The organism is Allobosea sp. 05T433 (assembly GCF_056396065.1).
Window position 1 is genome coordinate 1 of sequence record NZ_JBFTKS010000004.1, and the last position, 25,069, is coordinate 25,069.

General features: G+C 63.7%; 21 protein-coding genes and 1 tRNA gene. 4 read left to right on the forward strand and 18 right to left on the reverse strand.

Annotated features, from left to right (window positions below; translation table 11 throughout):
- Positions 1-176: 176 nt before the first annotated feature.
- From AC1DGP_RS06390 to AC1DGP_RS06420, 7 genes are read right to left on the reverse strand one after another with little or no spacing between them, the layout of a single operon-like run.
- Entirely contained in the window at positions 177-1,877 is a 1,701-nt protein-coding gene (locus AC1DGP_RS06390) for a GMC family oxidoreductase (protein ID WP_441504884.1), read from the reverse strand.
- A gap of 40 nt (positions 1,878-1,917) precedes the next feature.
- Positions 1,918-2,349 (reverse strand): GlcG/HbpS family heme-binding protein, encoded by a 432-nt coding sequence (locus AC1DGP_RS06395; protein WP_441490679.1) that lies wholly within the window; start codon positions 2,347-2,349, stop codon positions 1,918-1,920.
- Between the two features lie 3 nt (positions 2,350-2,352).
- Positions 2,353-3,258, reverse strand: a complete 906-nt coding sequence (locus AC1DGP_RS06400) for a carbohydrate ABC transporter permease (RefSeq protein WP_441490678.1) — start codon at positions 3,256-3,258, stop codon at positions 2,353-2,355.
- Positions 3,258-4,121 (reverse strand): carbohydrate ABC transporter permease, encoded by an 864-nt coding sequence (locus AC1DGP_RS06405; RefSeq protein WP_476831866.1) that lies wholly within the window; start codon positions 4,119-4,121, stop codon positions 3,258-3,260. Before AC1DGP_RS06405 ends, AC1DGP_RS06400 begins: the two co-directional genes overlap by 1 nt.
- Before the next feature lie 54 nt (positions 4,122-4,175).
- Positions 4,176-5,489 carry an ABC transporter substrate-binding protein gene (locus AC1DGP_RS06410; protein ID WP_441504886.1) on the reverse strand — a complete coding sequence of 438 codons (1,314 nt, stop codon included), beginning with the start codon at positions 5,487-5,489 and terminating at the stop codon, positions 4,176-4,178.
- A 31-nt stretch (positions 5,490-5,520) separates the two neighbouring features.
- Positions 5,521-6,270 carry a GntR family transcriptional regulator gene (locus AC1DGP_RS06415; RefSeq protein WP_441504887.1) on the reverse strand — a complete coding sequence of 250 codons (750 nt, stop codon included), beginning with the start codon at positions 6,268-6,270 and terminating at the stop codon, positions 5,521-5,523.
- On the reverse strand, positions 6,248-7,447 hold the full coding sequence (locus tag AC1DGP_RS06420; protein ID WP_441504888.1) for a mandelate racemase/muconate lactonizing enzyme family protein: 1,200 nt from the start codon (positions 7,445-7,447) through the stop codon (positions 6,248-6,250). The genes AC1DGP_RS06415 and AC1DGP_RS06420 overlap by 23 nt, the downstream gene beginning before the upstream one ends.
- A gap of 598 nt (positions 7,448-8,045) precedes the next feature.
- Here AC1DGP_RS06420 and AC1DGP_RS06425 point away from each other — a divergent pair.
- Positions 8,046-8,122 (forward strand) — tRNA-Arg (locus AC1DGP_RS06425).
- An 863-nt stretch (positions 8,123-8,985) separates the two neighbouring features.
- On the opposite strand, the gene AC1DGP_RS06430 is transcribed toward AC1DGP_RS06425, so the two are convergent.
- A complete protein-coding gene (locus AC1DGP_RS06430; RefSeq protein WP_441504889.1) occupies positions 8,986-9,138 on the reverse strand; it encodes a hypothetical protein in 153 nt (50 codons plus the stop codon).
- Positions 9,139-9,692: 554 nt separating this feature from the next.
- Between AC1DGP_RS06430 and AC1DGP_RS06435 the strand changes: the two genes are divergently transcribed.
- Positions 9,693-10,385 carry a MarC family protein gene (locus tag AC1DGP_RS06435; RefSeq protein ID WP_441504890.1) on the forward strand — a complete coding sequence of 231 codons (693 nt, stop codon included), beginning with the start codon at positions 9,693-9,695 and terminating at the stop codon, positions 10,383-10,385.
- A 731-nt stretch (positions 10,386-11,116) separates the two neighbouring features.
- Here AC1DGP_RS06435 and AC1DGP_RS06440 read toward each other — a convergent pair.
- From AC1DGP_RS06440 to AC1DGP_RS06485, 10 genes are all read right to left on the reverse strand, one after another.
- On the reverse strand, positions 11,117-12,391 hold the full coding sequence (locus tag AC1DGP_RS06440) for a polysaccharide biosynthesis/export family protein (protein ID WP_441504891.1): 1,275 nt from the start codon (positions 12,389-12,391) through the stop codon (positions 11,117-11,119).
- Between the two features lies 1 nt (position 12,392).
- Positions 12,393-13,658, reverse strand: a complete 1,266-nt coding sequence (locus tag AC1DGP_RS06445; RefSeq protein ID WP_476831867.1) for a hypothetical protein — start codon at positions 13,656-13,658, stop codon at positions 12,393-12,395.
- A complete protein-coding gene (locus AC1DGP_RS06450; RefSeq protein WP_441490654.1) occupies positions 13,655-14,662 on the reverse strand; it encodes an SDR family NAD(P)-dependent oxidoreductase in 1,008 nt (335 codons plus the stop codon). The genes AC1DGP_RS06445 and AC1DGP_RS06450 overlap by 4 nt, the downstream gene beginning before the upstream one ends.
- Positions 14,659-15,351 (reverse strand): sugar transferase, encoded by a 693-nt coding sequence (locus AC1DGP_RS06455; RefSeq protein WP_441504893.1) that lies wholly within the window; start codon positions 15,349-15,351, stop codon positions 14,659-14,661. Before AC1DGP_RS06455 ends, AC1DGP_RS06450 begins: the two co-directional genes overlap by 4 nt.
- Before the next feature lie 44 nt (positions 15,352-15,395).
- On the reverse strand, positions 15,396-16,532 hold the full coding sequence (locus AC1DGP_RS06460; protein WP_441504894.1) for a DegT/DnrJ/EryC1/StrS family aminotransferase: 1,137 nt from the start codon (positions 16,530-16,532) through the stop codon (positions 15,396-15,398).
- A 66-nt stretch (positions 16,533-16,598) separates the two neighbouring features.
- A complete protein-coding gene (locus AC1DGP_RS06465) occupies positions 16,599-17,318 on the reverse strand; it encodes a nucleotidyltransferase family protein (protein ID WP_441490651.1) in 720 nt (239 codons plus the stop codon).
- A 706-nt stretch (positions 17,319-18,024) separates the two neighbouring features.
- Positions 18,025-18,759, reverse strand: coding sequence for a hypothetical protein (locus AC1DGP_RS06470; RefSeq protein WP_441504895.1), 735 nt, complete (start codon positions 18,757-18,759; stop codon positions 18,025-18,027).
- 134 nt (positions 18,760-18,893) lie between these two features.
- A complete protein-coding gene (locus AC1DGP_RS06475) occupies positions 18,894-19,691 on the reverse strand; it encodes an FkbM family methyltransferase (RefSeq protein WP_441504896.1) in 798 nt (265 codons plus the stop codon).
- Positions 19,692-20,319: 628 nt separating this feature from the next.
- The gene (locus AC1DGP_RS06480) at positions 20,320-20,748 is read right to left on the reverse strand and encodes a VanZ family protein (protein WP_441504897.1); all 429 of its coding nucleotides are present in this window, start codon (positions 20,746-20,748) and stop codon (positions 20,320-20,322) included.
- On the reverse strand, positions 20,745-21,269 hold the full coding sequence (locus AC1DGP_RS06485; RefSeq protein WP_069882281.1) for a helix-turn-helix transcriptional regulator: 525 nt from the start codon (positions 21,267-21,269) through the stop codon (positions 20,745-20,747). Before AC1DGP_RS06485 ends, AC1DGP_RS06480 begins: the two co-directional genes overlap by 4 nt.
- A gap of 1,326 nt (positions 21,270-22,595) precedes the next feature.
- On the opposite strand from AC1DGP_RS06485, the gene AC1DGP_RS06490 reads away from it, so the two are divergent.
- Positions 22,596-23,819 carry a glycosyltransferase family 4 protein gene (locus tag AC1DGP_RS06490; protein ID WP_441504899.1) on the forward strand — a complete coding sequence of 408 codons (1,224 nt, stop codon included), beginning with the start codon at positions 22,596-22,598 and terminating at the stop codon, positions 23,817-23,819.
- Positions 23,816-25,069, forward strand: a complete 1,254-nt coding sequence (locus tag AC1DGP_RS06495; RefSeq protein WP_441504900.1) for an O-antigen ligase family protein — start codon at positions 23,816-23,818, stop codon at positions 25,067-25,069. Before AC1DGP_RS06490 ends, AC1DGP_RS06495 begins: the two co-directional genes overlap by 4 nt.

A 25,069-nucleotide genomic window follows, 5' to 3' on the forward strand; every position in this document is an offset into this window, starting at 1 on the left:
GCCCTTCGCGCACCGTGTCACGGACGAAATGCGCCAGGTGACCGGGCGGCACGAACTCATGCAGCGAAGGCGGCAAAAGCCAGCCCTGATCGACATCCCAAGAGCGAAACACTTTGGCCATGAGCCAGTGAATCATCCCGAAGCCACCCGGTCCAGAGGATTACTCGGACGGGCTCCTAGGTTGGTCGGGCCGCGATCAGGTCTGCCATGCGCTCGGCCATCATGATCACCGGCAGGTTCAGGTTCGCGCGTGGCGCGGTGGGCATGATCGAGGCATCGACGACGCTGAGGCCGCCCACGCCATGCACCCGCCCCGTGGCGCCGTCCACGACCGCGTCGGGGTCGACCGCAGCGCCCATGCGGCAGGTTCCGCAGCAGTGCCATTGGCCGAAGGCATGTGCCTTGACGTAGGCCTCGAGGATGTCGGGCTCGTTCAGCAGCGATTGCAAGCTGATGCCGCTTGAGACGGCGCGCTGGAAGAACAGCTTTCGCAGCGGCGGCAGAGCATCGATGGCGAGCGCAATCGGCGCGGTGATCAGGTAGTTGCGCACGGTCTGGCGGCCCAGCGACTTGGCAAAGCCGCTATAGCTCGAGGCGCCCGGCATCTCGACGAGATCGGCAAGGGGCCGCGTGGCAAAGAGCCTTGCAATAAGGTGGACGGCCGCGCCCATGCGCTGGAGATCGCGATGGTCGGAGAGATAATTGAAGTCCGCTGTCGGCTCCTTGCGCGGATCCGACGATGCCAGCCGCACCTCGCCGCGCGAATGAGCCTTATTGATCCAGGAGATGATTGTGCCGATCCGCGGTCCCAGCGGATGCCAGGCGGATTTGGCGGCGACCATCAGGAACATGTCGGACGGCCCGCACTCCTCGACGCCGGAACTGTAGCGCATGCCGACATGGATATGGCGGCGCGTCGAGTTGCCGAGCCGCGCCGCTGGCTTGATGTAGCCCGAGAGCGAGATGCCGGGGTGCTCCTGCAGATTGGCGCCCACGCCCTGCAGATTGGCCCGGACCTCGATGCCGAGCGAGCGCAGATGCCCGCCTGGGCCGATGCCGGAGCGCATCAGCAGGGCCGGCGAGTGCATGCTGCCGGAGGACACCACGACCTCGCGGGCCGCCAGCCTTTCCTGGCCCTTGCCCCTTGCGATGTCGACGCCGACGACCTGATTGCCCTCCATCGCCAGAGTGAGCACCTGAGTGTTGGTCATGATCGTGAGATTGGGCCGTCGCCGGGTCGCGGCGTCGAGATAGGCCATGGCGGTCGACACGCGATGCTGCCCGTTGTTTGACAGCGTTATAGCAAAATGCCCGTCGCCGAAGGCACCGTTCTGGTCCTTGATGTCTGGTAAACCCTGCGCTTCCATGGCGGCCTCGGCGGCAATGGAGAAGGCCGGCCAGCGCTCATGCGGGATGCGGTGGATCGGGATCGGCCCGCTCTTGCCGTGCAGCGGTCCCGAATAGTCCAGATCCGTCTCAGCCTTGATGAAATAGGGTAGCACGGCGTCCCAGTCCCAGCCCTCGGCGCCGGCCTGACCCCATTCGTTGTAGTCGTCGGGCGTGCCGCGATTGGCGATCTGGCCGTTGATGCTGGAGCCACCGCCGATCAGCATCGGTTGCTCGTAGCGCTTTGCGGGCGGACGGTTGGCCACATTGTGAAGATGCGGCTGAGTCTGCACCAGCAGGTCCGGCCAGTGGTTCTGCGGGTCGAACGCGGCCTTGCCGGGATAAGTGTCGAGGATCGCCGCACCTTCCTCCCCGGGCTTGAGGTCGCGCCCGGCCTCGATCAGCAGGACCTTTCTCGATAGGTCGGCGGAGAGGCGATTGGCCAGGACGCAGCCGGCCGAACCGCCGCCCACGATGATGATATCCCACATGGTGAGGCTCACGATGCTTGCAGAGGCAGGGAAAGGCGGATCAGGCGGAGAGGCCGAGGGCAGCGAAGGCAGCCGCCCCGGCCTCGGCCACCTGCTGGTCCTGAGCGGTCGAGCCAGAGCTGACGCCGATCGCGCCGACCACCTGTGTCCCGGCTCGCAGCGGCATGCCGCCGGCGAGCGTGGTAAAGCGGCCGCCATGCATGTTCTGGATGCCGAAGCCGGGTTCACCCGGTAGGGTCTTGGGCCCGATCGCCCGGGTCTCGACCAGGGTGCCGGCCGCAGTGAAGGCCTTTGCCAGCGCGATCTCGATCGAGGTGAATTTCGCCCCGTCCATTCGGCGGAAGGCCACCAGGTGGCCAGCGGCATCGACGATCGCGATGTTCTGCGGCACGCCGATCTGCGCCGCTTCCCTGGCTGCGGCAGTGATGACGGCCTCAGCCTCGTCGCAGCCGATATTGGAGATGGTATGCATGTCTCAGCCCTTGACCGAACCCTTGGTCAGGCCGGACACGATGAGGCGGCTGAGCAGGGCGAATGCGATGAGGATGGGGAGAATGGCGAGCGTCGCGGAGGCTGTCAGAGGGCCCCATTCGCGCCCGAAATAGCCGATGAAATTGTAGATCGCCGGCTGGATCGGCCGCAGGTCCGGCGTGTCGATCATCACCGAGCCGGCTACGAATTCGTTCCAGCAGGCGACGAAGGTCAGCACCCCGGCCGCGCCCAGTGCGGGCCGCGTCAGGGGCAGCATCACGCGCGTCAGGATCTGGAAATGCGTGGCGCCGTCTATGATCGCGGCCTCATCGAGTTCGCGCGGGATGGCTTCCAGCGAGCCCTTGATGATCCAAATCGCCATCGGCAGCTGGTAGGCGGTGTAGATCACCGGCAGCGTGAACCAGGAATTGGTCAGGCCCAGCCGGGTGAAATACAGATAGTTCGGGATCAGCAGCGCGGCCGCGCCGAGCGACAGCGGAATGCTGGCGACGACGAGCATGAACAGCGCCCGGCGCAGTGGGAAATCGAAGCGGTCGAAGGCATAGGCGGCAGGCAGCGCGAGCAGCAGCACGCTCGCCACCGTGACCACGCAATAGAACACGCTCACACGCATATTGCCGAGAAAGCCGCTGTCGACGACGCGCTGGTAGTTCTCGGCCGTCGGTATAAAATCAAACAGCACCGGAGGCGTCCTGAACAGGTCCGGTTGCGACTTGAGCGAGGTGAGCACGCCCCAGAACAGGGGCAGCAAATTGAGGCCGGCCAGCACCAGGAAGAGGGCGGCGATGACGAAGCCGAGCGGGCCGGGCAGGATCGCGCGGGCTCCGACCGGCTGGGCATTCTGCGCTGGGACGGGCCTGGGATGAGCGGCGGAAGAGGCAGCGCTCATCACGTCTTCCACTTCGCGAGCCTGACATAGGCCAGGACGAGCAGGATATTGCCAGCAAACATCACCAGGGCGAGCGCCGTGGCCGAGCCGAGGTCAAAATTCACGAAGGCGCGGTCGAACACCTCGATCGGCAGGATTCGTGTCGCATCGCCCGGTCCGCCGCCGGTCAGGACGAGCGGTGTCTCGACGGTATTGAGGTTGGACAGGGTCAGCACGATCGTGACCAGCAACAGCGGAGTCTTCAAGAGCGGCAGCACGATCAGCCAGAAGATCTGCCAAGGATTGGCGCCATCGATCTTGGCGGCTTCCTCGTAATCGTCGGGAATGCCCTTGAGCCCCGCGAGCAGGATGATCAAGGCATAGCCAACCCGCTTCCACACCGAGACGCCAATCAGCAAGGCCATGGCGCTGCCGGGGCTGTTGAGGAGCTGCACGTCAGGGATGCCCGCCATCCGGATCAGCGATCCCACCAGCCCGATATCGCTGACGAAGACCCAGCGGAACAGCAGCGTCGCCACCACCGTCGAGATGATCCAGGGCAGGATGACGATCATCTGGACGACGAAGCCGAGCCGCTGGCCGAGTCGGTTGATCCAGACGGCGAGAGCAAGCGCGATGACCAGTGTCAGCGCGACGGCGGCGCAGGTGAACAGCGCGCTGCGCTCGAACGTGGCGGCGAGCACTGGATCGTCGAGCAGCCGTGCATAGTTTTCCAGGCCCGCGAAATCCGTCGGCGCGCCATACTGGATGCGGAACAGGCTGAACCAGAAGCCGTAGAGGACCGGCGAGAACAGCACCAGCATGAGCAGGGCCGTCGCAGGCAGCACGTAATTGACGCCGGCGAGGCGCGAATACATCGTCATCGAGAGCGATCCCTGATCGAAGGCGGAGCCGGATTCGACTCCGCCTGGCTCACGTCAGCGATTGTTCTGACGGTTGAAGCGGGTTTCTGCCTCTTCGAGGGCCGCCTTGACGGCGACGCCTTCGACGATGATGCGTTGCGTCGCCTTGTTCAGCGCCTGCCGGTAGCCGCCGACATTGAACTCAATCGGAGTGAGCCAGCCATATTTGCTCGCCCCCTCGGCGGCGACGCGGATATAGCCGTTGCCCGGCTGGTCGACGAAGGGGGCGACCGCCTTCGCCGTTGATGCCATCAGGGGCGACTGCCCGCCGATGGTGACCCAGATCTTCTCGGCTTCCGCGCCCAACAGGTAGTCTACGAACTTGCCGGCCTCCTCCTTCTGCGTGCCCTTTGACCAGACGCCGACGGCCCAACCGGCCATGACAGCCGGCGAATGGGCGGACTTGCCGTTGCCCGGCCAAAGCATCAGGCCGACATTCTCCTTGCCGAGCTTGGCCTGCAACGTCGAGACGCGCACGCTCGGGCCCTGGATCATGGCGACGCGGTCGGAGGAGAACTGTTCGAAGAGGTCGTCGACCGTCCAGGTCGCCGATTGGGGCGGCGAGACATTGTATTTCTTGACCAGGTCGGTCGCGAAGGTCATGGCGGCGACGCCCGCGGGGCTGGCGAAATTGGCTTTTCCGTCCGGCTTGAACAGCGTCTCGCCCTCTCCGAGAAGATAGGGGATCATCATGTGCGGGTCGGCCTGCTGCTCGCTGAAGCCCTGGGCATAGCCATAGCGCGTCACCTGGCCTCCGGCGTTCTTCACCGTCAGCTTCTCGGCGGCGGCGCGGAAGTCATCCCAGGTCTTGATCGAAGCCGGGTCAATGCCGGCAGCCTTCATCAGATCCGCGCGGTAGACGATCGAGATGTAGTTCGGCGAGGCGAACAAGGCATATTGTTTGTCGCCCTTCTTGGTCAGGTCCCAATAGGCGCTGGCATGGTCCTTGACCTGTTCTGCCGGCCATTTTTTGATGAACAGCTCGTTGAGGTCGGCCAGCGATCCGGAGCCGATCGCGTCGCCAAGGAAATCGGTCACCACCCAACTGATGTCGGGCGCGTTGCCGGCGCGATGGGCCGCCAGGAACTTCGGTGTCATCTGATCCCAGACCTGCGTCTCCACGACGATCTTCGTGCCGGGATTGGCGGCCTCGTAATTCTTGATGATCTGCGCCAGGGCCACCTCGCGCGGCGTCGTCCCTGTGGCGCTCAGGAACGTCCACATGCGGATCGTCTTGGTCTGCGCCAAGACCGGGGCCTGTGGAACAAGCGCGCCTGCAGCCACGAAACCGAGCGCCGCCAGGCCATTTAGAACGTGACGTCTCTTCATGTTCATTTCCTCCCCATGAAAAAGCGGCCGATTAGGTTCGGCTCTGTGCGAGTTCTTCGATCAGATTGCGGGCCTTGAGATCAGCCAGCGCGTCCTTGAGCGAGCGGCCCAGATGGGCGCGCACCGCCTTCGCGTAGTCGTTGGGATTGCGGTCGCGCAGCGCTTTGATGATGGCGCGGTGCTCGACGGCTTCCGAGGCATGGCGCGTGCGCCAGGATTCGATGCCGCGCTGGATCCAGGCGTTCAGCACCTGCATCTGGATTCCGCGATAGGTCGAGAGCAGCAGGTCGTTGCCGCTGAACTCGACGATCTTGTGATGGAAGCTCGCGTTCTGCTCATGTCGATTCTTGTGCGAGATCTCCTGCGGATCGACTTCGAGGCGGCGCTGGACCTCCTCGATCGCGTCGACAGCCGTGATGTCGAGGCTGCCTTCGTTCAGGCGTCCGATCATCAGTTCGCCGGCCATCAGCTCGATTGCGAGCCGCACCTGCCAGAGGTCGAGAACCTGCTTCGCGTCGGGGTCGCGGATATGATAGCCGCGCCGCTGGATGACCTCGATGAAGCCCTCCGCCGCCAGTCGCATCAGGGCCTCGCGCACCGGAGTCAGGCTGACGTTGAAATGCTCGGCGAGCTTTTCCGGATAGAGCCGCGTGCCCCGCTCGAAGTAGCCGAAGACGATCATGTCGAGCAGCGTGCGCCGCAAGGTCTCGGCGAGCGTCTCGCCGGGCTTGCCGACGAGTTCGCCCATGTCGCCGGGGCTACGCACTGATATGGATGACATCGCCCCGCTCCGCGTTGGTCTCGAGGCCGTTCACGACGTAACGGGCAAGGCGTGCTAGATCCGGCTCGCCCCCGTGACCCGGGAAATCCTGAGCGACGAGTTGCCCGGCTTCCGTGACGAGTGGGCGCACCGCCATGTTGTCGCGCAGCGGGTTCAGCAGCCGGTTTGCCTCATAGCCATGGACGGCGGGCGCCGCCCGGCAGGTATGCACTGCCGCCGAGACGGCGACGCAGCTGCCGACGCCATGCGGTGCCATCAGGATGCCGGAGCGCGCACAGAGCGCGCCGATCGCCATCAGACCCGACACGCCACCCGCGCGTGAAATATTTGGCTGCAGGAAATCGACCGCATCGGCAGCGACCAGTTTGGCGTGAGCGGCGAGCGTAAAATCGTTCTCGCCCGCTGCTACCGGCACGGGCGAAGCCCTGCGCACCTCGGCGAGGGCCTGGGGATCATCAGGCGGCACCGGCTCCTCGAACCAGCCGATATTGTAGGGAGCGAGCGCCTTGGCGACCGCGATCGCCGTAGGCACGTCATAGGCGCAATTCGCATCGAGATAGAGCGCCTTGTCAGACCCCATTTCGCCGCGCACGGCAGCGATATGATCGATATCGATCGCGAGGCCGCGGCCGACCTTGAGCTTGATGGCGGTGTAGCCCTGATCGAGATAGGCCCGCGCGGCGCGCGCCGACTTGTCGGGATGATCCTGGAAGCCGACGGGGCTGACATAGGTCGCGACCGGGCCCGGCGAGCCGCCCAGCAGCGTCGCGAGCGGCAGGCCGGCGGCCCGCGCCTTGAGATCCCACAAGGCGATGTCGACGCCGCTCAGAGCTTCGATGGCGGGTCCGCGCGTGCTGCCCATCGCCGTGAAATAGCGCTCGAGGTCCCCGAGCATCTCGTTGGGATCGCCGATCTCGGCGCCGATCAGCACCGGCGCGATGACACCGTTGATGATCGCAGTCGCCGCGCCGGCATGGGGCAGGCCAAAAGCCTCGCCATAGCCGATGGCGCCGTCATTGCTCTCGACGATGACCAGCGTCGAAACCTGGCCGGTGCGGGGAATCCGCCGAAAGTGAGCGGCCGGAGCGAGCAGTTCTGCGGGCACCTTCTCGATGCCGCCGAACACATCCGCGAACCGTGCTTCGAGCTGGATCGCCTTGAGTCGAGAAATCTTCAACGTCGCGCCTCCGATATTATAAATTATAATTTATTTTTTTTGGCGCGCCGTCAAGATGGAGTGGCCGACAAGATCGTCGCCTGCGACATGAAACTTGGCCAGGGAGCGTGCCCTCTCGTTTAGTGAGCGGCCGAGCGTAGCGTCCATACGCTTCGCGCCTGGGCACTCCGGCCGATGAAGCGCATTTCGTTGGCGCGGATGAAAAGGGCTGATTTGGAGAGTGACTGGCACTCACGTCTTTTCGACAATCCGGGGAAGCAAGTCCTAAGCGCTCGCGGCATCACGGCCGCTGGGCTGGCGCCCTGCTCGATGCGCCGGATGACGGAATCATTCCAGCGGCGCCTAAGAGAGCATTGCCGACGCAGGGCAGCGGCAAGAGCTAGCCCATGGCCTTCTCCGCCGAAGGTGCGCCGCGCCTCTGCGCATGTCTGGCAACAGGCGATGAGCGGCGGCTTCGCGAGGGCGGCTTAAAATCCAGCCCCAACCGCGGCCACCCGACACGATACGAACTGGAGAGCTCTGCCAACCGGCCTTCGCCGCCTCGATCAAACGCCTGTTGCCGAGCGTCCGGCAATCAGCTATCCACCATCCACGGATTGCGCCCGTAGCTCAGCTGGATAGAGCGTTGCCCTCCGAAGGCAAAGGTCACACGTTCGAATCGTGTCGGGCGCGCCATTTTAAGATAGCCTTTGTTTTCAAGGGCTTATGCTTTGGAATCCCCTCCTCAGAGACCATCAGAATCCCTGTCTGTCGCAGCATTTGTCACAGCTGTCACAGGGTGCTTATGGCTACGATCCGCAAGAGAGGTTCCAGTTGGCAAGCTCAGGTTAGGCGCGAGGGCAGCCCTCCCGTCTCCAAGAGTTTCACCACGAAGGCTGCTGCGTCCGCATGGGCGAGAGGCCTTGAGGCTCAGATAGACACAGCCCACCTATCACCTTCGATCCGTGATCTCCGCACGATAATCGTTGCGCACCTCCTTGAGCGATATGACGAGGAGGTCAGCCCTTCCAAGCGTGGTGCTCGCTACGAGAGGGCGCGTATCAAGTTCATGCTCACGCACAAGGTCGCTGAGGAGCGCCTAGGAGGAGTCTCAGGGGCTTCCGTGGCCCGCACAGTGCAAGCCTGCCACCGTGCGCCGCGAGCTTGTCATTCTGCGGCATGTGTTCGAGTTCGCCATCAAGGAGTGGAGCATTCCGCTCCCTAGCAATCCCGTGCGAGCCATCGAGATACCCAAGGACTCTGCGGCCAGAGACAGAAGGCTTCATGAGGGCGAACTGGCCAAGCTGTTCGGCGCGAGAGGCCCAAGGACCGCATGGTATCTAAAGCCCTTCATCGTCCTCGCCATCGAGACAGGCATGACGCGCGGAGAGCTTGTGTCTCTCCAGGGGGCTCATGTGGACCTCATGAAGCACACATTGGTGTAGCCATGATGCTCTTCATCACAGCGTCGGACTGGTCCGGCTTCATGAGAACGGTGACGATATAGTGAAAGATGAAGGAGCTAGCGAACGACACGCCGCAGATCAAGATAGACTTGCCTATCTTCTGAAGGAGGCCGTCAGGACGGCTGCAATGAACGAATAGACCGGATGCTCAAGTCTCAGCAGATACGCGAGCGCAAAGGCGAGCGTGCCTGCGAGGACGACTCGCAGGGCGAGCAGAATTCCGGCGAGCTCCGTTTGATGTTTCACGTCGCCTGAAACGCCTCATCTGGTCGGCAGACTAGCCGGTAGCACGTCGACACGCCACGAGACCGCGGCCGATCGAGCCGATTGCACCCCCGGAACCGTCACCACAATCGAGGCGCGACCGTACCTGCCGTTTGACGGCTCGTTCCAAGCCAGGGTTTGACTGACCTGCAGGCTTTGACGTCCAGATACAGCAAGGCGTACGGTGATGATCGATGGCCGAGACATGATCGCGGCGCCATACCGTGTCCACATCCGCCGCGCCAACCAGGCTTTACCAGTCGAGTAGCCGGGAGGCCGTCACAGTCCGGCTTGATGCGGTGCCCGTCCCATGGCTCCACTGGACGCGCAGCACAGCGGAGAACCTGAATAGGGTGCCATGACAATTTGAGGGCTCAGCAATGAAGGATGCGATCGGAGACGACGGTGAACGGCATCCCGTTCAGCCGGGTGGACAGGGCGACGATGCGTGCTTTGCTCTTTCCGGAGAGCTGCTTCCCGCGGAGAAGCGCCCAAACCTGTGCATCGTCAGCCCCCACCATATCGAGCCGGCTTGAATGTCCGCGGCCATCAATACGTTCCTGGTTGTGCTCGCAGCCATCTTTCCCGTGGTCAATCCGCCGGGGTCAGCACTTGTTTTCCTGGGATTGACACGCGGCGCAGTGCCCGACACCCGGCGCATCCTCGCGCGGCGTATCGCGGTGAATTCGCTCTTCGTCCTGATGGGAGCGTTCCTTTTGGGCGCGCTCATCCTGCAGTTTTACGGAATTTCGATCCCCATCCTGCGCGTGGCGGGCGGGCTGATCGTAGCGGTATCCGGATGGAAGTTGCTCAACGAAGGCAGCCAGAAGGATTTCGACGCGCATGCGGACGATGTGTCGCGCGCCAACCTCCTGACGCAGGCCTTCTATCCGCTGACCCTGCCACTGACCACCGGTCCTGGCACGATCGCTGTCACGATCAGTATCGGCCTTTCACGCGCAACGTTCACGGCGTCCTCTGGCGCGGTCGTTTTCGTTCTCGCCAGCCTCCTTGCCATCGCCGTAATCGCCCTCAGCATCTGGCTCTGCTTTACCTATGCCGTTCGCGTGCAAAAGCTTCTCGGGCAAGGCGGCACCGAAATTGCGGTTCGCCTTTCGGCGTTCATTCTGTTCTGCCTGGGCGTACAGATCCTGTGGTCAGGAGCGAGCGAATTGCTGAGCTCTCTCCTGCATGGACCGGTCGGCGCAGCCTCAGCCATGGCGACCTGATTCCAGGAGATGCCTGAGGCGAACGAACGGCATCTCCTCGCGCGCCGGTAGCAAACCGTACCGGCGATGAATGGCACTTCCCTGTCACGAGCCTGAGGACCATCACTGGAAGCAGGGGGCCGGAGCGCAGTGTTCTCCCACGCGACCTCGGCGTTCAAGCTCCACGACCGCCGTTCTGACGTGAGATCGCCAACTTGCCGGCCCCGTGTTTTTCTCGGATACTATTATCGCATGAAATGAGTTGAAAGATCGCGCGATGAGAGCTGCTCTGGTTGTTTCCAGCCTTATTCTATTGACCAGTATTGCAGGCTGCACGCCGCGCGAGGAATTTGCCTCACCCGCCGTTGTATCCACCGCAGCGCCCCGTGCCTCGGCCGAGCGCAGCTATCTCGACGTGGGCCCCGCTCCCGGCCGAGGCGGCCCGGCCTATCTCCAGGCGAACACGGCAAGCGGACCACGGCAAACGGACTTCTTTGGCAACGACGTGCTGCCCCGCGCACCATAGGTGCCTTGGTAATTTCAAACCCGGCCCGAGCCTTTGGCAAGGGCAGGTGCCTGGCCCGGCGACATCGATTGCCCGGCCTGATCGCCAGCGTGTGCCGGCGGCCCAAAGTAGCCCCCAATGCCGGATGCGCGCGTCGAGACGCCGATGGGGAGGGCACAGCGGACGGTTGGCTCGGCGTTCCCTGACGAATGCGCGGACGGCATCGGGGCCTCGATCCTGCTGGCCGCTACTGGACGGCTGCAGCAGTGGCCCCCTCTCCGCGGAACACGGCCTCGATGACATCGCCCGGCTCGACCTCGGTGTCCTCGGTGGAGGGCAAGCGCTGCCATTGCTGGCCAGCCTTACGGACGATGACGACCTCCGAGCGAAGGTCGTTGCCTGCAGCTGGCATGGAGCTCACATTGCCGAGGGGGCGGAGCTTTTCGCTGATCGCCTGAATTCTCACGCTGAGATCCGCCAGGCGTAGATTGGAGTCCCTCAACTCGCGCAACAGGGTGATCCGCCGCTGGTTGGCGACGCGCTCGAGTTGGCGACCATATTCTTCGACCTGAAGCCGCGTCCGCATCAACTGAGCGGTGGTTTCCAGGCGGCGCGATGACGATAGGAGCAGCGCACGCCGGCTCTCGCTGATACGCTGGCTGACCAGGGCGCCGCTTCCAAACAGCTTATTGACCCGCTCAAGCTCCTGGGAATCGGCCTGCACTCCCTTTTCCTCTTCCTGCTCGCGCTGGATCAGCACCGTGACCTGTTCGCCTGCCTCCTTTACGGCGCGCTCCAGAAAACTCCGCTCGTCGCGGAAATCGGCCAGCGAGATCTTGAGCGATTCCGCCTCGCTCTGGGCAACGCCCGAGGCCACGATCGTGGGCAGGGGCGAACTCCTCGGCGGGCGCAGATCAAAGGTCTCCTGATCATCCAATTCAGCGCGGACGCGCAGCGCGTGGAAATACTCCTTCAGATACTCGGTCCAGAGCGAGTCGTGATCGCGCCTCATATCAACAGGATCCGGGCCGAGCTGCCCGGCACGAGAGCGAAGAAGGCTGTATCCGCCGGCAACGGTAATGGCTTGCCGGACCGTCATGGTCGGCCGATAGGCCTGCTGGCCGGGGGTGAGCACGTCGCCGGCGACATAGATCGGCCGGTATTCGGCGACCCAGGTGGTCACGTCGCCCGGCCTGACGACCTGGACCTGTTCGCGGCCATCTGGAGCGCGAAATCGGAAGACCTTGGTCGGCATCAGGGCCTCCATCCGGCTCTGGAACTCCGCCGGGGTGAGGCCTGCGACGACGACCGACCCGACAGCCGGCAATGCGATCGTGCCGTCGAGCTGGACCGTCGCGCGCTGACGCTGATCCGGCAGGCCGGCCAGGGCCATTTCGATGGTATCGCCCGGAGCGAGCCGGTACGGAGCGCCGGCATGGGCTCCGCCACCCAGGCAGGCTGCCAGCAGGACACCTGATGCGAGCCTGCCGAGGCTGGAACGCTTGACTGCAAACAGGGTCATTTCACTGGCCTCTCGCGTGCTGTCCGGCAGGGGCGACCTCGTCGGGCCAATCCAGGCGCGAGACGAAATCGAAGACGGGGCCGCCTGCCTGCCCCCAGTTGCTCGACCAGATGATCTGCGACCCATCGGGTGACGGCGAAGCGTGGGTCTCGCTCCAGTAGTCATGGGGCGCGTTTCTGGTCTGTGCGATCCGCCGGAACTCGCCGCTGCCGTCGATCTTGAGTGCCAGGATTTCCTGCGCGAACGGCGCCCACCCCCCGTGGCGACCGACCTCGTCCGGCATTCCGGAATAGCTTAGGAAAACCCAACCGGGCCGTCGCATCGCCAGGGAAGCGTGCTGAGCCTCGCCATAGCGGGTCAAGGCGGTGACGACACCATCATCGAGACGCCGCTTGATAACCCGGAACTGGTCGGGAGGCGCCTTGCTGATGCCGACATAGACCTCGCGGCCGTCCGCATCCACCGTCATGTCACCATGACCGGGCCGGTGGTTTTCGGTCCAGCTCTGCACCAGTGCCCCTTCGAGCGTGAAAATGAAGGTCTGGTTGGTCTCGTCCGGCAAGCTCTGGAGGCAATAGACATGCACGCCCAAGGGAGAGATGGAGCAGGCATTGCTCTGGCCTGGGAGCTTGGCGAGCGCGATGTCGGGAAACTTCGTCCGGGTCGTCAGGTCGTAGGCGAAGGCAACCAGTGCCCCACTCTCCGAAAGTGCCCGCACGACGATACGGCGACCGTCCCAGGACGGGTTTCCCTTGTAGGGGCCGAATTGAAGGTTGCGATGATGGTCTGCGGTGTAGACCACGCGCTCGAGATTGGTCCGCGGCGCCCAGAACGAAACAGTCTGCCCCCCAACGCAGATCATCAGCTCCGGATTGCGTGGGTGCCATTCGCATTCGCCGCTCCGGGTGCGCCGGAAGAGCGGCGCATAGCTGCGACCATCAAGAAAGCACAAGCCGTTGCAGCCATTGACGATGACGAGGAGGCTCTGATCCGCGTTCCAGGCCTGGGCGCTCGAATAACGATGGCTGCAGTGGCCGGGGCCGCACACGATGCCCGAGCCCAGTGGCCCCGGCCGGGTCACCCGCGTGAATGCCACGCCGAAGGCCGGGTCCGATGCAGGCTGCAGATATCCGGGCAGCGGCATGTCCACCGGCGCGACCAGCTGCGCGGCAGAGAGGTCGTCGGCTGCGGCCGCGGGCCAGAATGCCGGCACGAGCGCGGCGGCCAGGAACGCCCCAAGCCATGATCTCGGAAGAACCGACCTCATGTGATGAAGTCCTTCTGGCGGCGAACCTGCCCCGCCGCCACGCGGGTGAGCCACCACGCGATCGTCCGTTCCAGGCCCTCGCGCAGACTCGTGCGCGGTCGCCAGCCGGTTTCGCGCTCGAAGCGGGAGCAGTCGGCCAGCAGTGCCCGCACCTCGGAATTGACCGGCCGCATCCGCGTCTCGTCGCGCAGAACCGGCTTTTGGCACGCGCTCAGTTCGCGGATCAGTTCGATCAGGTCCGCAACGGTCACCGCCCGCTGACTGCCCGCGTTATAAGCGTGTCCGTAATCGACCGCGACCGCGCTGCCTGCGGCCATGAACGCCGCGACGGTGTCCTCGACGAAGGTCAGGTCCCTGATCGGCGTGGTGTCGCCCACCATGATGGCCGTGCAGGCCGGATCGAGCGCCTGGCGAATGATGGTGGGGATGATTGCCCGCTCGCTTTGACGCGGTCCAAACGTGTTGAACGGCCTGAGTGTCACGACCGGAAGCCCGAACGACCGCGCAAAGGCCTCGGCCATCATATCGGCGCCGATCTTGGACGCCGAATAGGGCGACTGGCCCTGGAGTGGATGGGTTTCGCTGATCGGCATCGTCAGCGCCGTGCCATAGACCTCGCTGGTCGAGGTGTGGACGATCCTCTCCGTGCCATGCTGGCGCGCCGCTTCGAGCACGTTCAGCGTCCCCAACACGTTGGTCTCCACATAGGACTGGGCAGCCAAGTAGGAATGGGGAATGGCGATCAGAGCGGCGAGGTGGAAAACGATCTCCTGGCCCTGCACGATTCGCCCGATGAACGCGGCGTCGCGAACGTCCCCCCGCACGAGATTCAGCTGATTGCGGGTGGCCTCTGGAACATCGTCGAGCCAGCCATGGCTGTCGAAGGAGTTGTAGAGGGCAAGGGCCGTGACCTTGGCGCCGTCGCGCACCAGCGCCTCGGTCAGATGGGACCCGATGAAACCATCGGCTCCGGTCACCAGCACGCGCATGCCGCTGTAGCTCATTGAGCTGCTCCCTCGGACTTGGTTGCTTCACGGGTTTCGGCAACACCTGGCCGGCCTGTCCGCTGAGCGGGCACGGCCTGCGACGGGACCCAGCCGAAGACGGCCAGAACGCCCCTCATGAGCCACCCAATGTCGCCGACGACGCTGTGATGGGGGAAATAGGCGAGATCGAGCCGYGCCTTGGTCGGAAACAGCACATCCCGATAGAAGCGCGTCGGGTCCATGTCCGGCGGGTAGAGACTGCCCTCGTTGCGGAACAGGATCTGACTAGGCCCCAACAGACCTGGCTTGTGCTCCAGAACCTGTTCGAAGCCATTCTGGAAGCAATCGGCAAAGGCCAGCGACTCGGGACGCGGCCCGATAATGGCCATGTCGCCCCTCAGGACGTTCCAAAGTTGCGGAAGCTCATCGAGTTTGGTCGCGGCCAGAACGCGGCCGACCGGTGTCATCCGCCCATCCTTGGCCATGGTCAGGGGACATCCCTCGGTGCCGCAGGTGGCTGCGAACTTACGGAACTTGTACATGCGAAAGGGCTGCCCGCCCTTTCCCAGGCGGGCCTGGGAAAACAGGATCGGCCGACCGCCCTCCAGCCAGATGGCGCAGGCAATGACCAGCATGGGCAAGGCCAGGACCAGGGCGGCTGCAGATGCGACGATGATGTCGAAGGCGCGACTCGCAACCGCGTTCATATCGACGCCCGCCGCAGAATGCCCGACACGGATCTGACGGGGCATCATGCGACGGCCTTGACGACGGTTTCGGCCTGCACGGCACGCGCCAATGTGTCCACGACCAGTTCGACCGTTTCGGCTTCCATCCGCGGGTGGAGCGGCAAGGTCAGCTCGCGCAGCGCGAAGTCTTCGGTCCGCGGCAGTTGCACACCGGGGCAGAGCTCACGGTAAAGCGTCATGAGATGGACCGGAGGGTAGTGTATCGTCGTCTGAATGCCGTTCTCCCGCAGGTGATCGATGACCTCCTGCCGCACCACACCGGCCGGCAAGACAACCGGCATGATGTGGAACGTGGATAGCCGCGGCTGCTGGAAAGGTACCGTAACGGACGGGCAGCGTTCGGCGATGAGCTGCCGGTAATCGGCCACCAGGCGGCTCCTGACCTCGTTCCAGCCCGGCAGCTTCCGCAGCTGGACAAGACCGATGGCGGCCCGCATCTCGTCCATGCGGTAGTTGAAGCCAAGCATGGTGACATCATAGGTCGGCGTGCGCGCGTTCAGGCGCTGGCGCGTTCCGCTGGTCATGCCGTGCCCCCGCGCCTGCCGGATCGTCTCGAGCAGGGCGGAATCGCGGGCGATGATCGCGCCGCCCTCGGCGGTGGTCATGTTCTTGTTGCCGTAGAAGCTGAACGCGGCAGCTTCGCCGAAGGTCCCGACCTGCCTCAACCCGGGCGCATGTGCAGCATCCTCGATCACCAGCAGCCCTTTCCGGCGAGCGAAGTCCCGCCAGGCCTCGCGATCGGCGAGATAGCCGGCGAAATGAACGAGAATGACGGCCTTGGTCCGCGCGGTGCAGCGGGCCTCGGCGTCGGCCAGCGACATCAGCGGAACATCCGCCGACTCGATATCGACGAAGATGGGCGTCGCGCCGACATAGACCACGCAATTGGCGGTGGCGACGAAGGTCAGGGCGGGAACCAGGACCTCGTCGCCTGGCCCCAGTCCCAGGGCATGCAGAATGAGGTGGAGGGCCGCCGTACAGGAATTGACCGCGACGGAATCCTCGACGCCATGGACTTCGGCGAAGGCCTGCTCGAAAGCTCTGACCCGGTCCCCCATGGTCAGCCAGCCACTGTCGATGACCTCTGCAAGGGCAGTCTTCTCTTCGGGGCCCAGGATGGGCTCGGCAACCAGCAACATGGAAGGCTCCATCACGCGTGGCGGACAAGTCGCCGGCGCCGAGCGGCGCCGGCCAGACCGGCGTCGTCAGGCCGCGACAGGGTGCTCGATCACAACCGACTGCTCGTCCCAGGCGACGTCCTGCGCCTTGTGGAAGTCGTCGACGCGACCGATGTCGAGCCACACACCCTCGTGCTTGAAGACGTGCACGGGCGTGCCAGTTTCCAGCATCTGGAACATCAGGTCGTCGAACCCGAAGGGCACTCCCGACGGAATGAACTCGAACACTGAGGGATCCATGCAGTACAGGCCCATGCTCACCAGATGCGGCAGCGCCGGCTTTTCCCGGAAGGTCTTGACCTCGCCATCAACCTCGTCGATCACGCCGAAATCCATCTTGATCGTGCGAGTGGTCGTCGCGATGGTCACCGGGCCCGGATGGTGCCGATGGAAGCTGGCAAACTGGCTGAGGCTGATATCGGTAAGCACGTCGCCGTTGAGCACGAGGAACGTGCTGTCGAGCTGGTCCCGCAGCAGCGAAAGTGGGCCGATCGTACCGAGCGGCTCGACTTCCTGGGTATAGGTGATCTTCATGTTCCACTGCGCGCCGTCTCCGCAGAAACTGCGAATGAGATGGCCGAGATATCCGGTCGTGACGAAAACCTCCTGGATTCCGTTCCGGCGGAGCCATTTGAGCAGCAGCTCCAGGACCGGCCTCGATCCGATCGGCATTAGCGGCTTCGGCAGGACCGAAGTATAGGGGCGCAGACGGGTGCCCTTGCCGCCGCATTGGATCACAGCCTTCATCCGAGCCTCCTATAAGTGGTCTGCGGCCACGTGCCGCTCCGGCTTGCTACGTGTGGCGCCGGGCATGACAGCGGTGGAGCGGTGTCGGAGTGCCTGACACGTCACGGCACAAGGCACCGGTTGGATCACCACGCACATAGTTCACCCGGTCATCTGGGAGAGGATGCTATGAGCGCCGTAACCCACTGTCTTCGTTCGTTTGCATGATGGAGGCGGGGCATGCCGCCATCGGCTCTTCTGCCTCCGGGCCCGGCGTCGCGTATTTCCCGCGATAGCCTTCACTCCCGGCCGGCGCGCCCCCCCGATCCCGCCTCTCCTGGAGAAGCCGGCTGGCCGGGTCCGGTGCAGGGTCCAGACGGCCCCTTCGACGAGAGGATTCCCGATGCCGCGTGTCTCTGGTCCCTCTTCAGCGACCAGGCTGCGCGACACGGGCTGCGGGAGCCCGCTGACCGCGGCCTGCACAGCGGCTGCCCTCGCCCTGCACAATCCACCTGGCGCTGAGTGATATCCTGGCTCTCACGGGCGACAGCCCCTGCCGCAGGGCCGATGATCGCGGTCGCCTCCGCCGTTGGCGGCAACTCGAGTCACCCCAGCCAATGCCTGCCCCCCGCCCCGACGCCGGATCAAAAGAATCGGCCGGTGAAATGGATTCCGGCTCTCGGGAAAGCTGGGTCATCGGACCGGAAACGGGGTCCGGTCCGATGCTCTAATGGGAGAGCGCCGCATAGCCGCGTGCTGCGGGCTCCTCCGCAACGGCTCGCGATGGGCGCATCCTGGCGAGAACTGCGGCGCTGATCCGATCGATCGACAGATTGCGGCTCGGGGCATCAATGCTGCTGACTCGGATCATGGGGAGCCCGCGCGCACCGACCAGGCCGGAGATCAGGTCGACATGGTCCACGTGGTCCAGGCTGCCTTGCAGGTCGATCTCGAGGTAGCGCTGAAGCGGGCCGATCCTCTGTCGACGATCCCGAAGGCGCGCCTCCAGGAGGGGGCGTGGCGCTTCGAAGCGGATGAGCAGGTCCGGCTTCGGCACGCAGTCGAGCGCGCGTCCGACAGGGTCGCGCTCGACTATGCCGCTGAGCAGAACGAGCGAGGCCACCGCCTGGACCATGCCCTGATCGAAGATCGTGATCGCATCCGAGGATTGCGCCGCAGTCCATTCGCGATGGAGCAGTGCCAGGTGCCAATGCAGGCGAACGCCCCATAGCCGATCCTTCGGTGGCAGTATCCTGAAGAGATCCGCGACGCCGCCGGCCGAACCGGCGGAGTTGAGCAACCGGGCGCTGGCCAGGCATTTGAGGATAATGCGTCTCAGCGGGTGAGCCCTCACGCCGATCAGGGGGGTCACGACATAGCCGAGACCGCGCAGATGGGCGGTCAGGGCGGACGCCATCGTCGTCTTTCCCGCCCCGGACGGCCCGAACATCTCGAGGATCATTACAAGCCTCTTCCTCTTGCCTTGACGCTCAGAGCCGCGTCCTGACCTCGGAAAATTAGGCCGAACAGAGAGATGTTGATCTCCATGTCCAGAAAACCGCCATGGGAGTCTGGTCTATCCAAATCGAAGAGGCCTTATATCCACTCCCTAAACAATATCCCATCGCTCTCTATCGTCTTTCGGATATTGGATTCCGCCACTACTTTGATTTCTCTCTCGAGACGTTTCATGTAAATGGAATGGAACTCTATATATGCCGCGTATAATTCTCTATGAGCTCCTGTATTTATCATATCGAATAGTATTTCGTATTCCGCACCTTCGACATCGAGCTTGAGAACGACGACGTCATACAGCATTTTCTTTGCCATGATGAGGTTCGACAGCGAGAATGTCTCTACGACGTCAGAATCTGCATCCCCCGCGGCATACAGGCTGCTATTGTGCTCGGGAACGATCGATCGCCCTTCATAGGTAGGTTGGCGTCGATCCGACGGAGGCCCAAACAACTTGGTGAAGCCCTCCCGGACGCTCGCCGCCTTACCGATGATCTCGATATTCGCACTCGAACTCGCCTGGAGCGCCTGAAGATATGGCAGACAACTCTTGTTGGGCTCTATCATGATGAAATCAAAATATTCTTCGGTATAGTACCGACTGAATACGCTATATCCCTGCCCAACGTTTGATCCGCAATCGATGAAAAGCCCTCGCCCGCAAGAGCTGCTCTTTATCTTGGCGATAGCGCGCTTGGCGTCCGCTGACACGGCGATCCGCACGCGCATTGATCGAACTGGCGCGCTCAGCGATAGAGCGGACAACTCCAGAAAGCGGAGTGCACCCTCGTCCTGCAAGACGTCGGCTGACTGCTGAAGCTTGGCCGAGAGTCTGGCACTGAGACGTCCGGCTGCCCCCATTGCGGCGTTAGTCATTCCTACCTCCATGACCGCAATACGCCTTGAGCGATGTGCGGCCTCACCTGCCACGCGCCCGGCCCATTCCTATCCAAGCATCCCAACCACCCTGATCGACGGAACGTCGCTCCATGCGTCTCGTCGAGCCCCGGCGCCAATCGACTTCTGCCTGTGGCCCGAGCACATCATGGCTGCACAGTCTCGCGAAGCAGCGGGTCAGGCCGTCAGAGGACACTATGGAGACGCCTTGTGAGCGTCATCGTCCATTCGAAGGATACTGCGGACGCCCCCCGCGAAGGACCGTCAGAAATGCCATCGGATCGCTGGCGAGATCACGCCTTCGCCAGCTATCCGCCTGGAACGCCATCGCCCCCGTCAGACCACTCCGGCGTCGGAGCAAGACAGGCAACAGGCTGGCGCGCGCGTGAAAGCCTGCGGTTGCGACAGACGTCCCTGTTTGCCGCATCAGACCGGCGCATCCGCAAGGGCGTAGCGGACGGTTTCTCACCTGTCCTTGCGATGTGAGGAGAAGCGATGCAGAGCTTCCGTTCGCCGAGCTGCCCGCATCGCCGCAATGTCTTGGCTCCGCCACAGCAACCGATGTCACCAGCCCAAGTCAAATCACCAATCCGCCTCGCCGAACGTGCTACTTCGAAACCCGATATCGCTTCGACCACGCTCGGCGCAGGACGAGACCAGCCGCCAGCCCGATCATGCTGCCGACAATACTGCACGCCGCATCGACGACTCGTGGCGTGCGGCCCGGAATCCAAAATTGGGCCAGTTCGAACCCGACGGCGCCAATGATCAGCAAGGCGGCAGACAAGGGGGCGCCCTTGCGCCCGTAGACCACCGCGAAAATTCCGCCCGTGATCGCATAGGCGAACACGTGCTCCAGCTCGGGTGGCGCCCGGGTTCTGAACTCGATGCTTCCGGGCAGGATCGAGGCAATGCCGACGAGGGAGAAGGCGCACCAGGCGACAGCCCGCCAGTGCTTCCAGCGGACAAGCCTGTCGATACCGGCGCTGCGTTGCTCCGGGTCGAGGCGGCGCGCCGAAGCAAGCCCGCTCCTCACGGCAGGACCGCGACACGGGCAAGCAGCGTGACCAGCTCCGCCTGGCGCCTGGTCTGCGTCTTGGCGAAGACCGAGGCCAGCTGGGAGCGAATGGTGGTTCGGCTGAGACGCCGACTGCGGGCGACATCCGCCGGCACATCGCCGCGCGCCATTTGAATCGCCAGGCGCGTCTCGGCCATGGTCAGGCCAAACATGCGCTGAAGCATGAAGGGATTGGGCTCCAGATGAGCATCAAGATCGAGAAGCATCACTACGCTGGTGCCGTCCGGCATGTCGTCCGCGACCTGATTGAGAACGAGAGGCGCATCGTCCTTGTCCGAAATGACGATCCAGGTCAGCGGGCCGAGTGACGGGCGGTTCGGCGCGCGCGCGATCAATCGCTTGAAGGCGCTCGTCAGTTGGTCGAGGCCTTGAACCGAGCCCGCCTCACGGCCAAGGATCAGCCGGGCCGTGGCGTTGGCTTCGACGATCTTCCGGCGGTCCTCGAGGACAAGATAGCCGCAGCCGATGCGGTCGAGCATGCTCAGAGCCACGGTGCCGCGATAATTGCTTGGGGGCGCTACGCCCGCCCCGCCCTCTTCCTGGTCGAGAACTGGGGACGCGCAAAGAGGCCCGACGAGGCCGGCATTCAAGGGCATCGCATGACGGACGGACGCACCCAGGGGCGCCGGCGCTTCGACAGATCCGCTGACCAAAGACATATCGGCACTCTCCTCGATGTTCCGCATTCCGGACCAGAGACCATCCGCTTAACCTCGCCCCGCAAACCATGTCGGTTGAGATGACGCAGCTACTCACAGCGCACGTAAACTTAATCGCTGCAAGATATCGCGCACAAGGAGCGGAAGTTACTACATATTATACTCAAATTACCTTTGATTATATCGTCAGTATGGAAAATTATCTTATATATTCATACGCTCCGGATACATTACTATAGAACAATATCGGAACCATGAGGGAACAATATCAGAAAACCCCCGAGCGAAAACGCATTCAAAGGAGCCAGTCTGCCTACACCCAAAGGTTAAGGTCCCGCCCCCCCGAAAGGCCATACCGGCCGGCCTGCATACACCGGCCGCTGTCCCCGGCAAGGAAGGGCTACCCAAATTGGACGAACGGGCCGCGGCGGGGCAGCAGGCGGGCTCATGCCAGCGTGACACGGAATGCTCACGGTCCCCCGTGGGTAGAAGTAATCGTCGCCATGCGCGCATGGAGATAGAGCCCCTGGAAGTGGCCGCCCTCGACAGACTCGAGCCCCGGGGGCTCGCCCTCCATTCGGACAGGCTCGCTCCGAGGCCGTTTCGAGATCAAACACGGCGGCTGCACGCACAAATTCGTGACGACCTGAAGATGCGTCGGGAGACTACATGTTCTCTCCGGTCCCTGCACAGTTGGCCGGCTGTCTGGTTTTCGCGCCACGGCCGCTACCGCGACGCCTCTTCCGGCGGCCCCGCCCCAATGCTGGCATCCTACGCCTGCCAGCACGTGAATCCGCTGTCAGCCGGGCCGAGCCGGCCTCTTCCACGCAAACCATAGCGTGAGGCAGAAGCTGTCGGCTTCAAGGCGAACACCCTGCCGCCTCTGAAGCGATGAGGCCGGCGATCGCCGGATTCTTCCCCCGACCATGCGGAAACGCACCGATGCCGGCGCCCTACGCCATTTACGTCCGGTTCCGATCCGTCATCCAAATGAATGAGGACAGTGCAGAGCCTGCTCCATACCGTGATTTCCTACCGGATACGGTCCTGTGGGGCAGGAACGCGCCGGAAAAGGTCATCAGGCCGAGCGCTTGCACTCAGGGGTCAGGCCCCCCGCAGTCCCAGCTCCTGGCAGGAGGAGTCAAAATGGTTCCGCATGTGCTTTGCGTGGGAGGGGAGGACCATTCGCTGCGCATCCCGTTCCTCGCAGCCTTGCAGGACCGCGGCTTTCGGATAACGGCAGCCTCGACCACAGACGGGGCCGCCTTCTTGCAAGCCGGCCTGGCTCATCGGCGTTATCAATTCGACCGGTTCGACAGTCGCGGCGCCGATCTCGCTGCCATCCGCCAGCTCGCGAAGATGATCGCGGATATCGGCCCAGACATTGTCCAAAGCTTCGATACGAAGCCCAATCTGCTGGCACCCCTCGCGGTCCGGGGCAAGGTCGCCGTGGTGCGAACCATCAATGGGATGGGTTGGGTATTCTCGTCCGAGACGGCCCGCGCGCTCGCCCTCCGGTCGGTCTACTGCGCCTTGCAATGGCTCGCCTCCCGCTGGACCGCGGCTACGGTTTTCCAGAACCGCGACGACAAGGCCTATTTCGAGAGTCACAGGCTGGTTCGGGGGGACCGCGCTCATCTGATCCGCGGATCGGGCATCGACATTGCCGCCTTCGATCGATCGCACGCCCGTGGCCCCGTCACTGCGGCGCTAAGGGAACAGCTCGGCCTCGGGACGGACGAGATCGTCATCACGGTCAGCAGGCTGACGCAACAGAAGGGAATTCCGACGCTACTGGAGGCTGCTTCGCTGGTCAGGAAGGTGCGCCCGGGTGTGCGCTTCCTGCTCGTCGGTCCACGAGAAAGTGAAGGGCCCTTCGCAGTCGCTCAGGACGAGATCGACCGGCAGGCGCCCCATGTGATGGCGCTGGGCGCGAGGAAAGACGTGCCGGCCCTGCTCGGCCTTGCAGATCTGTTCGTCCTGCCGACGGAATATCGGGAGGGGATCCCGCGCGTGCTGCTGGAGGCCGGCCTTGCGGGCTTGCCGATCGTCACGACCGACATGCCCGGCTGCAGCGATGTGGTCACGCATCACTGGAACGGCCTCCTCGTGCCACCGCGCGACCCGGGCGCTCTCGCCAGCAGCATCCTCGAGCTCCTCGAAGACCGGCGCAGAGCGCTTGAAATGGGTGGTCGATCCGTAGCGCTGGTTCGACGCGAATTCGGGCTCTCGACGATCGTCGGACATTACACGGAGCTTTATCGGCAGGTTCTGTCGGAACAGGGTGGTACGGACAAGGCTGCGGGCAGGTCGCGATCGCCGATTCTGGAGGGCGCCGGCGCGCTCCGCGGTGTCGGAGAAGGGGAATGATCCGAAATGCGCTCCTCGGAGCGGGGCTCGTGCTGTCTTCCGCATCGCAGCTCCGCCTGCCCGGCCTGCCGATCGGCCTAGGCGAGCTCTGCCTTGCGCTCTGGATCGCCCTGTCGGCGACCCGATTTCTGGCCGGGTACCCGATGGCGGCCAGTTCAGCCTTGACCCGACTGAGCGCATTCTGGGCCGTGTTCGCGCTCACCTTGAGCATAGGCGCGTGCATCGGACTTCTCTTCGATCCGCTGACCGACGTCGGCGCCATGGTGCATGACTCCACCGCCTATCTGCTCATGGCCTGTGTGACGATATTGTCCATGGCCGAACCAGACAGTGACAACCGCCTGCGGCAGACCGCCTGGTTCGTCATCGTCTTCGGCAATATCGGCCTCGCGCTGCAGATTGCCATCGGCTGGGGGCTGCTCCCTCAGGGTTCGCTCGATCCATGGTACTGGGACCGCTTTCGCGGCTGGTCCGAGAACCCCAACCAGGCTGCGCTCTATTGCGCCGTGTTTGGTCCGCTCGCGCTCCATCTGGCGATGAGCGCGGAGACGGGCTTCGGCCGCGTCTCCGGCTTTGCTTTGGCGGTCCTGCCCGTGGTCTTCGGGCGATTGACGAAGAGCGACGCCTTCTTGGGCGCCACGGTCATCTCGAGCACGTTCCTGATCGGGTTGCGGCTGCGGACCTGGCTGGCCATGCCAGGATACAGCATGCGTTACATCGCAGCCGTCCTCTTCATCCTGGCGGCCCCGCCCACCACGATCGCGCTGTTGCCCTACGGCATCGCCGCTGCCGATGAGGCGGAGGATTTCGCCAAAAGCCTGGCCAAGGACAAAGGCGGGGACGGGACCGTAGCCACAGCCAATCTGCGGTTTCTGCTTTGGCAGCAAGCACTGCTGAAAGGGTTGGGGTCGGCCTCCCTGGGCCTCGGTCCGGGGCCGCATTCCGAACGCCCCACGGGTCCTAACCCGCAGAACCTGCCCGGCCCGTTCGAGGCGCACAGCACGCCCCTGGACCTGTACACCCAAGGAGGCGTGCTTGGCCTCGCCACTCTGGCGTGGCTCGTCGGCAGTACCCTCTTGCTCACGCTGCACGCCCGGTTCGATGCCCTCTCGGCACTGATCTGCTCTGTGGCGGTGTTCAGCATCAGCCACTTCATTCTTCGCCACCCGATCTTCTGGTTCGCCCTCGCCCTGTGCTTGGCCGAGGGCTGCACGCGAAGGCCGACGGTGTCCGCTCACTACGGGAGATGA

Bases quoted from the DNA above. Each gene is read 5' to 3' on its own strand.
- AC1DGP_RS06390 (WP_441504884.1), bottom strand. From the start codon at position 1,877: ATGTGGGATATCATCATCGTGGGCGGCGGTTCGGCCGGCTGCGTCCTG.
- AC1DGP_RS06395 (WP_441490679.1), bottom strand. From the start codon at position 2,349: ATGCATACCATCTCCAATATCGGCTGCGACGAGGCTGAGGCCGTCATC.
- AC1DGP_RS06400 (WP_441490678.1), bottom strand. From the start codon at position 3,258: ATGAGCGCTGCCTCTTCCGCCGCTCATCCCAGGCCCGTCCCAGCGCAG.
- AC1DGP_RS06405 (WP_476831866.1), bottom strand. From the start codon at position 4,121: ATGACGATGTATTCGCGCCTCGCCGGCGTCAATTACGTGCTGCCTGCG.
- AC1DGP_RS06410 (WP_441504886.1), bottom strand. From the start codon at position 5,489: ATGAAGAGACGTCACGTTCTAAATGGCCTGGCGGCGCTCGGTTTCGTG.
- AC1DGP_RS06415 (WP_441504887.1), bottom strand. From the start codon at position 6,270: ATGTCATCCATATCAGTGCGTAGCCCCGGCGACATGGGCGAACTCGTC.
- AC1DGP_RS06435 (WP_441504890.1), top strand. From the start codon at position 9,693: ATGTCCGCGGCCATCAATACGTTCCTGGTTGTGCTCGCAGCCATCTTT.
- AC1DGP_RS06440 (WP_441504891.1), bottom strand. From the start codon at position 12,391: ATGACCCTGTTTGCAGTCAAGCGTTCCAGCCTCGGCAGGCTCGCATCA.
- AC1DGP_RS06445 (WP_476831867.1), bottom strand. From the start codon at position 13,658: ATGAGGTCGGTTCTTCCGAGATCATGGCTTGGGGCGTTCCTGGCCGCC.
- AC1DGP_RS06450 (WP_441490654.1), bottom strand. From the start codon at position 14,662: ATGAGCTACAGCGGCATGCGCGTGCTGGTGACCGGAGCCGATGGTTTC.
- AC1DGP_RS06460 (WP_441504894.1), bottom strand. From the start codon at position 16,532: ATGTTGCTGGTTGCCGAGCCCATCCTGGGCCCCGAAGAGAAGACTGCC.
- AC1DGP_RS06465 (WP_441490651.1), bottom strand. From the start codon at position 17,318: ATGAAGGCTGTGATCCAATGCGGCGGCAAGGGCACCCGTCTGCGCCCC.
- AC1DGP_RS06470 (WP_441504895.1), bottom strand. From the start codon at position 18,759: ATGATCCTCGAGATGTTCGGGCCGTCCGGGGCGGGAAAGACGACGATG.
- AC1DGP_RS06475 (WP_441504896.1), bottom strand. From the start codon at position 19,691: ATGACTAACGCCGCAATGGGGGCAGCCGGACGTCTCAGTGCCAGACTC.
- AC1DGP_RS06485 (WP_069882281.1), bottom strand. From the start codon at position 21,269: ATGCTCGACCGCATCGGCTGCGGCTATCTTGTCCTCGAGGACCGCCGG.
- AC1DGP_RS06490 (WP_441504899.1), top strand. From the start codon at position 22,596: ATGGTTCCGCATGTGCTTTGCGTGGGAGGGGAGGACCATTCGCTGCGC.
- AC1DGP_RS06495 (WP_441504900.1), top strand. From the start codon at position 23,816: ATGATCCGAAATGCGCTCCTCGGAGCGGGGCTCGTGCTGTCTTCCGCA.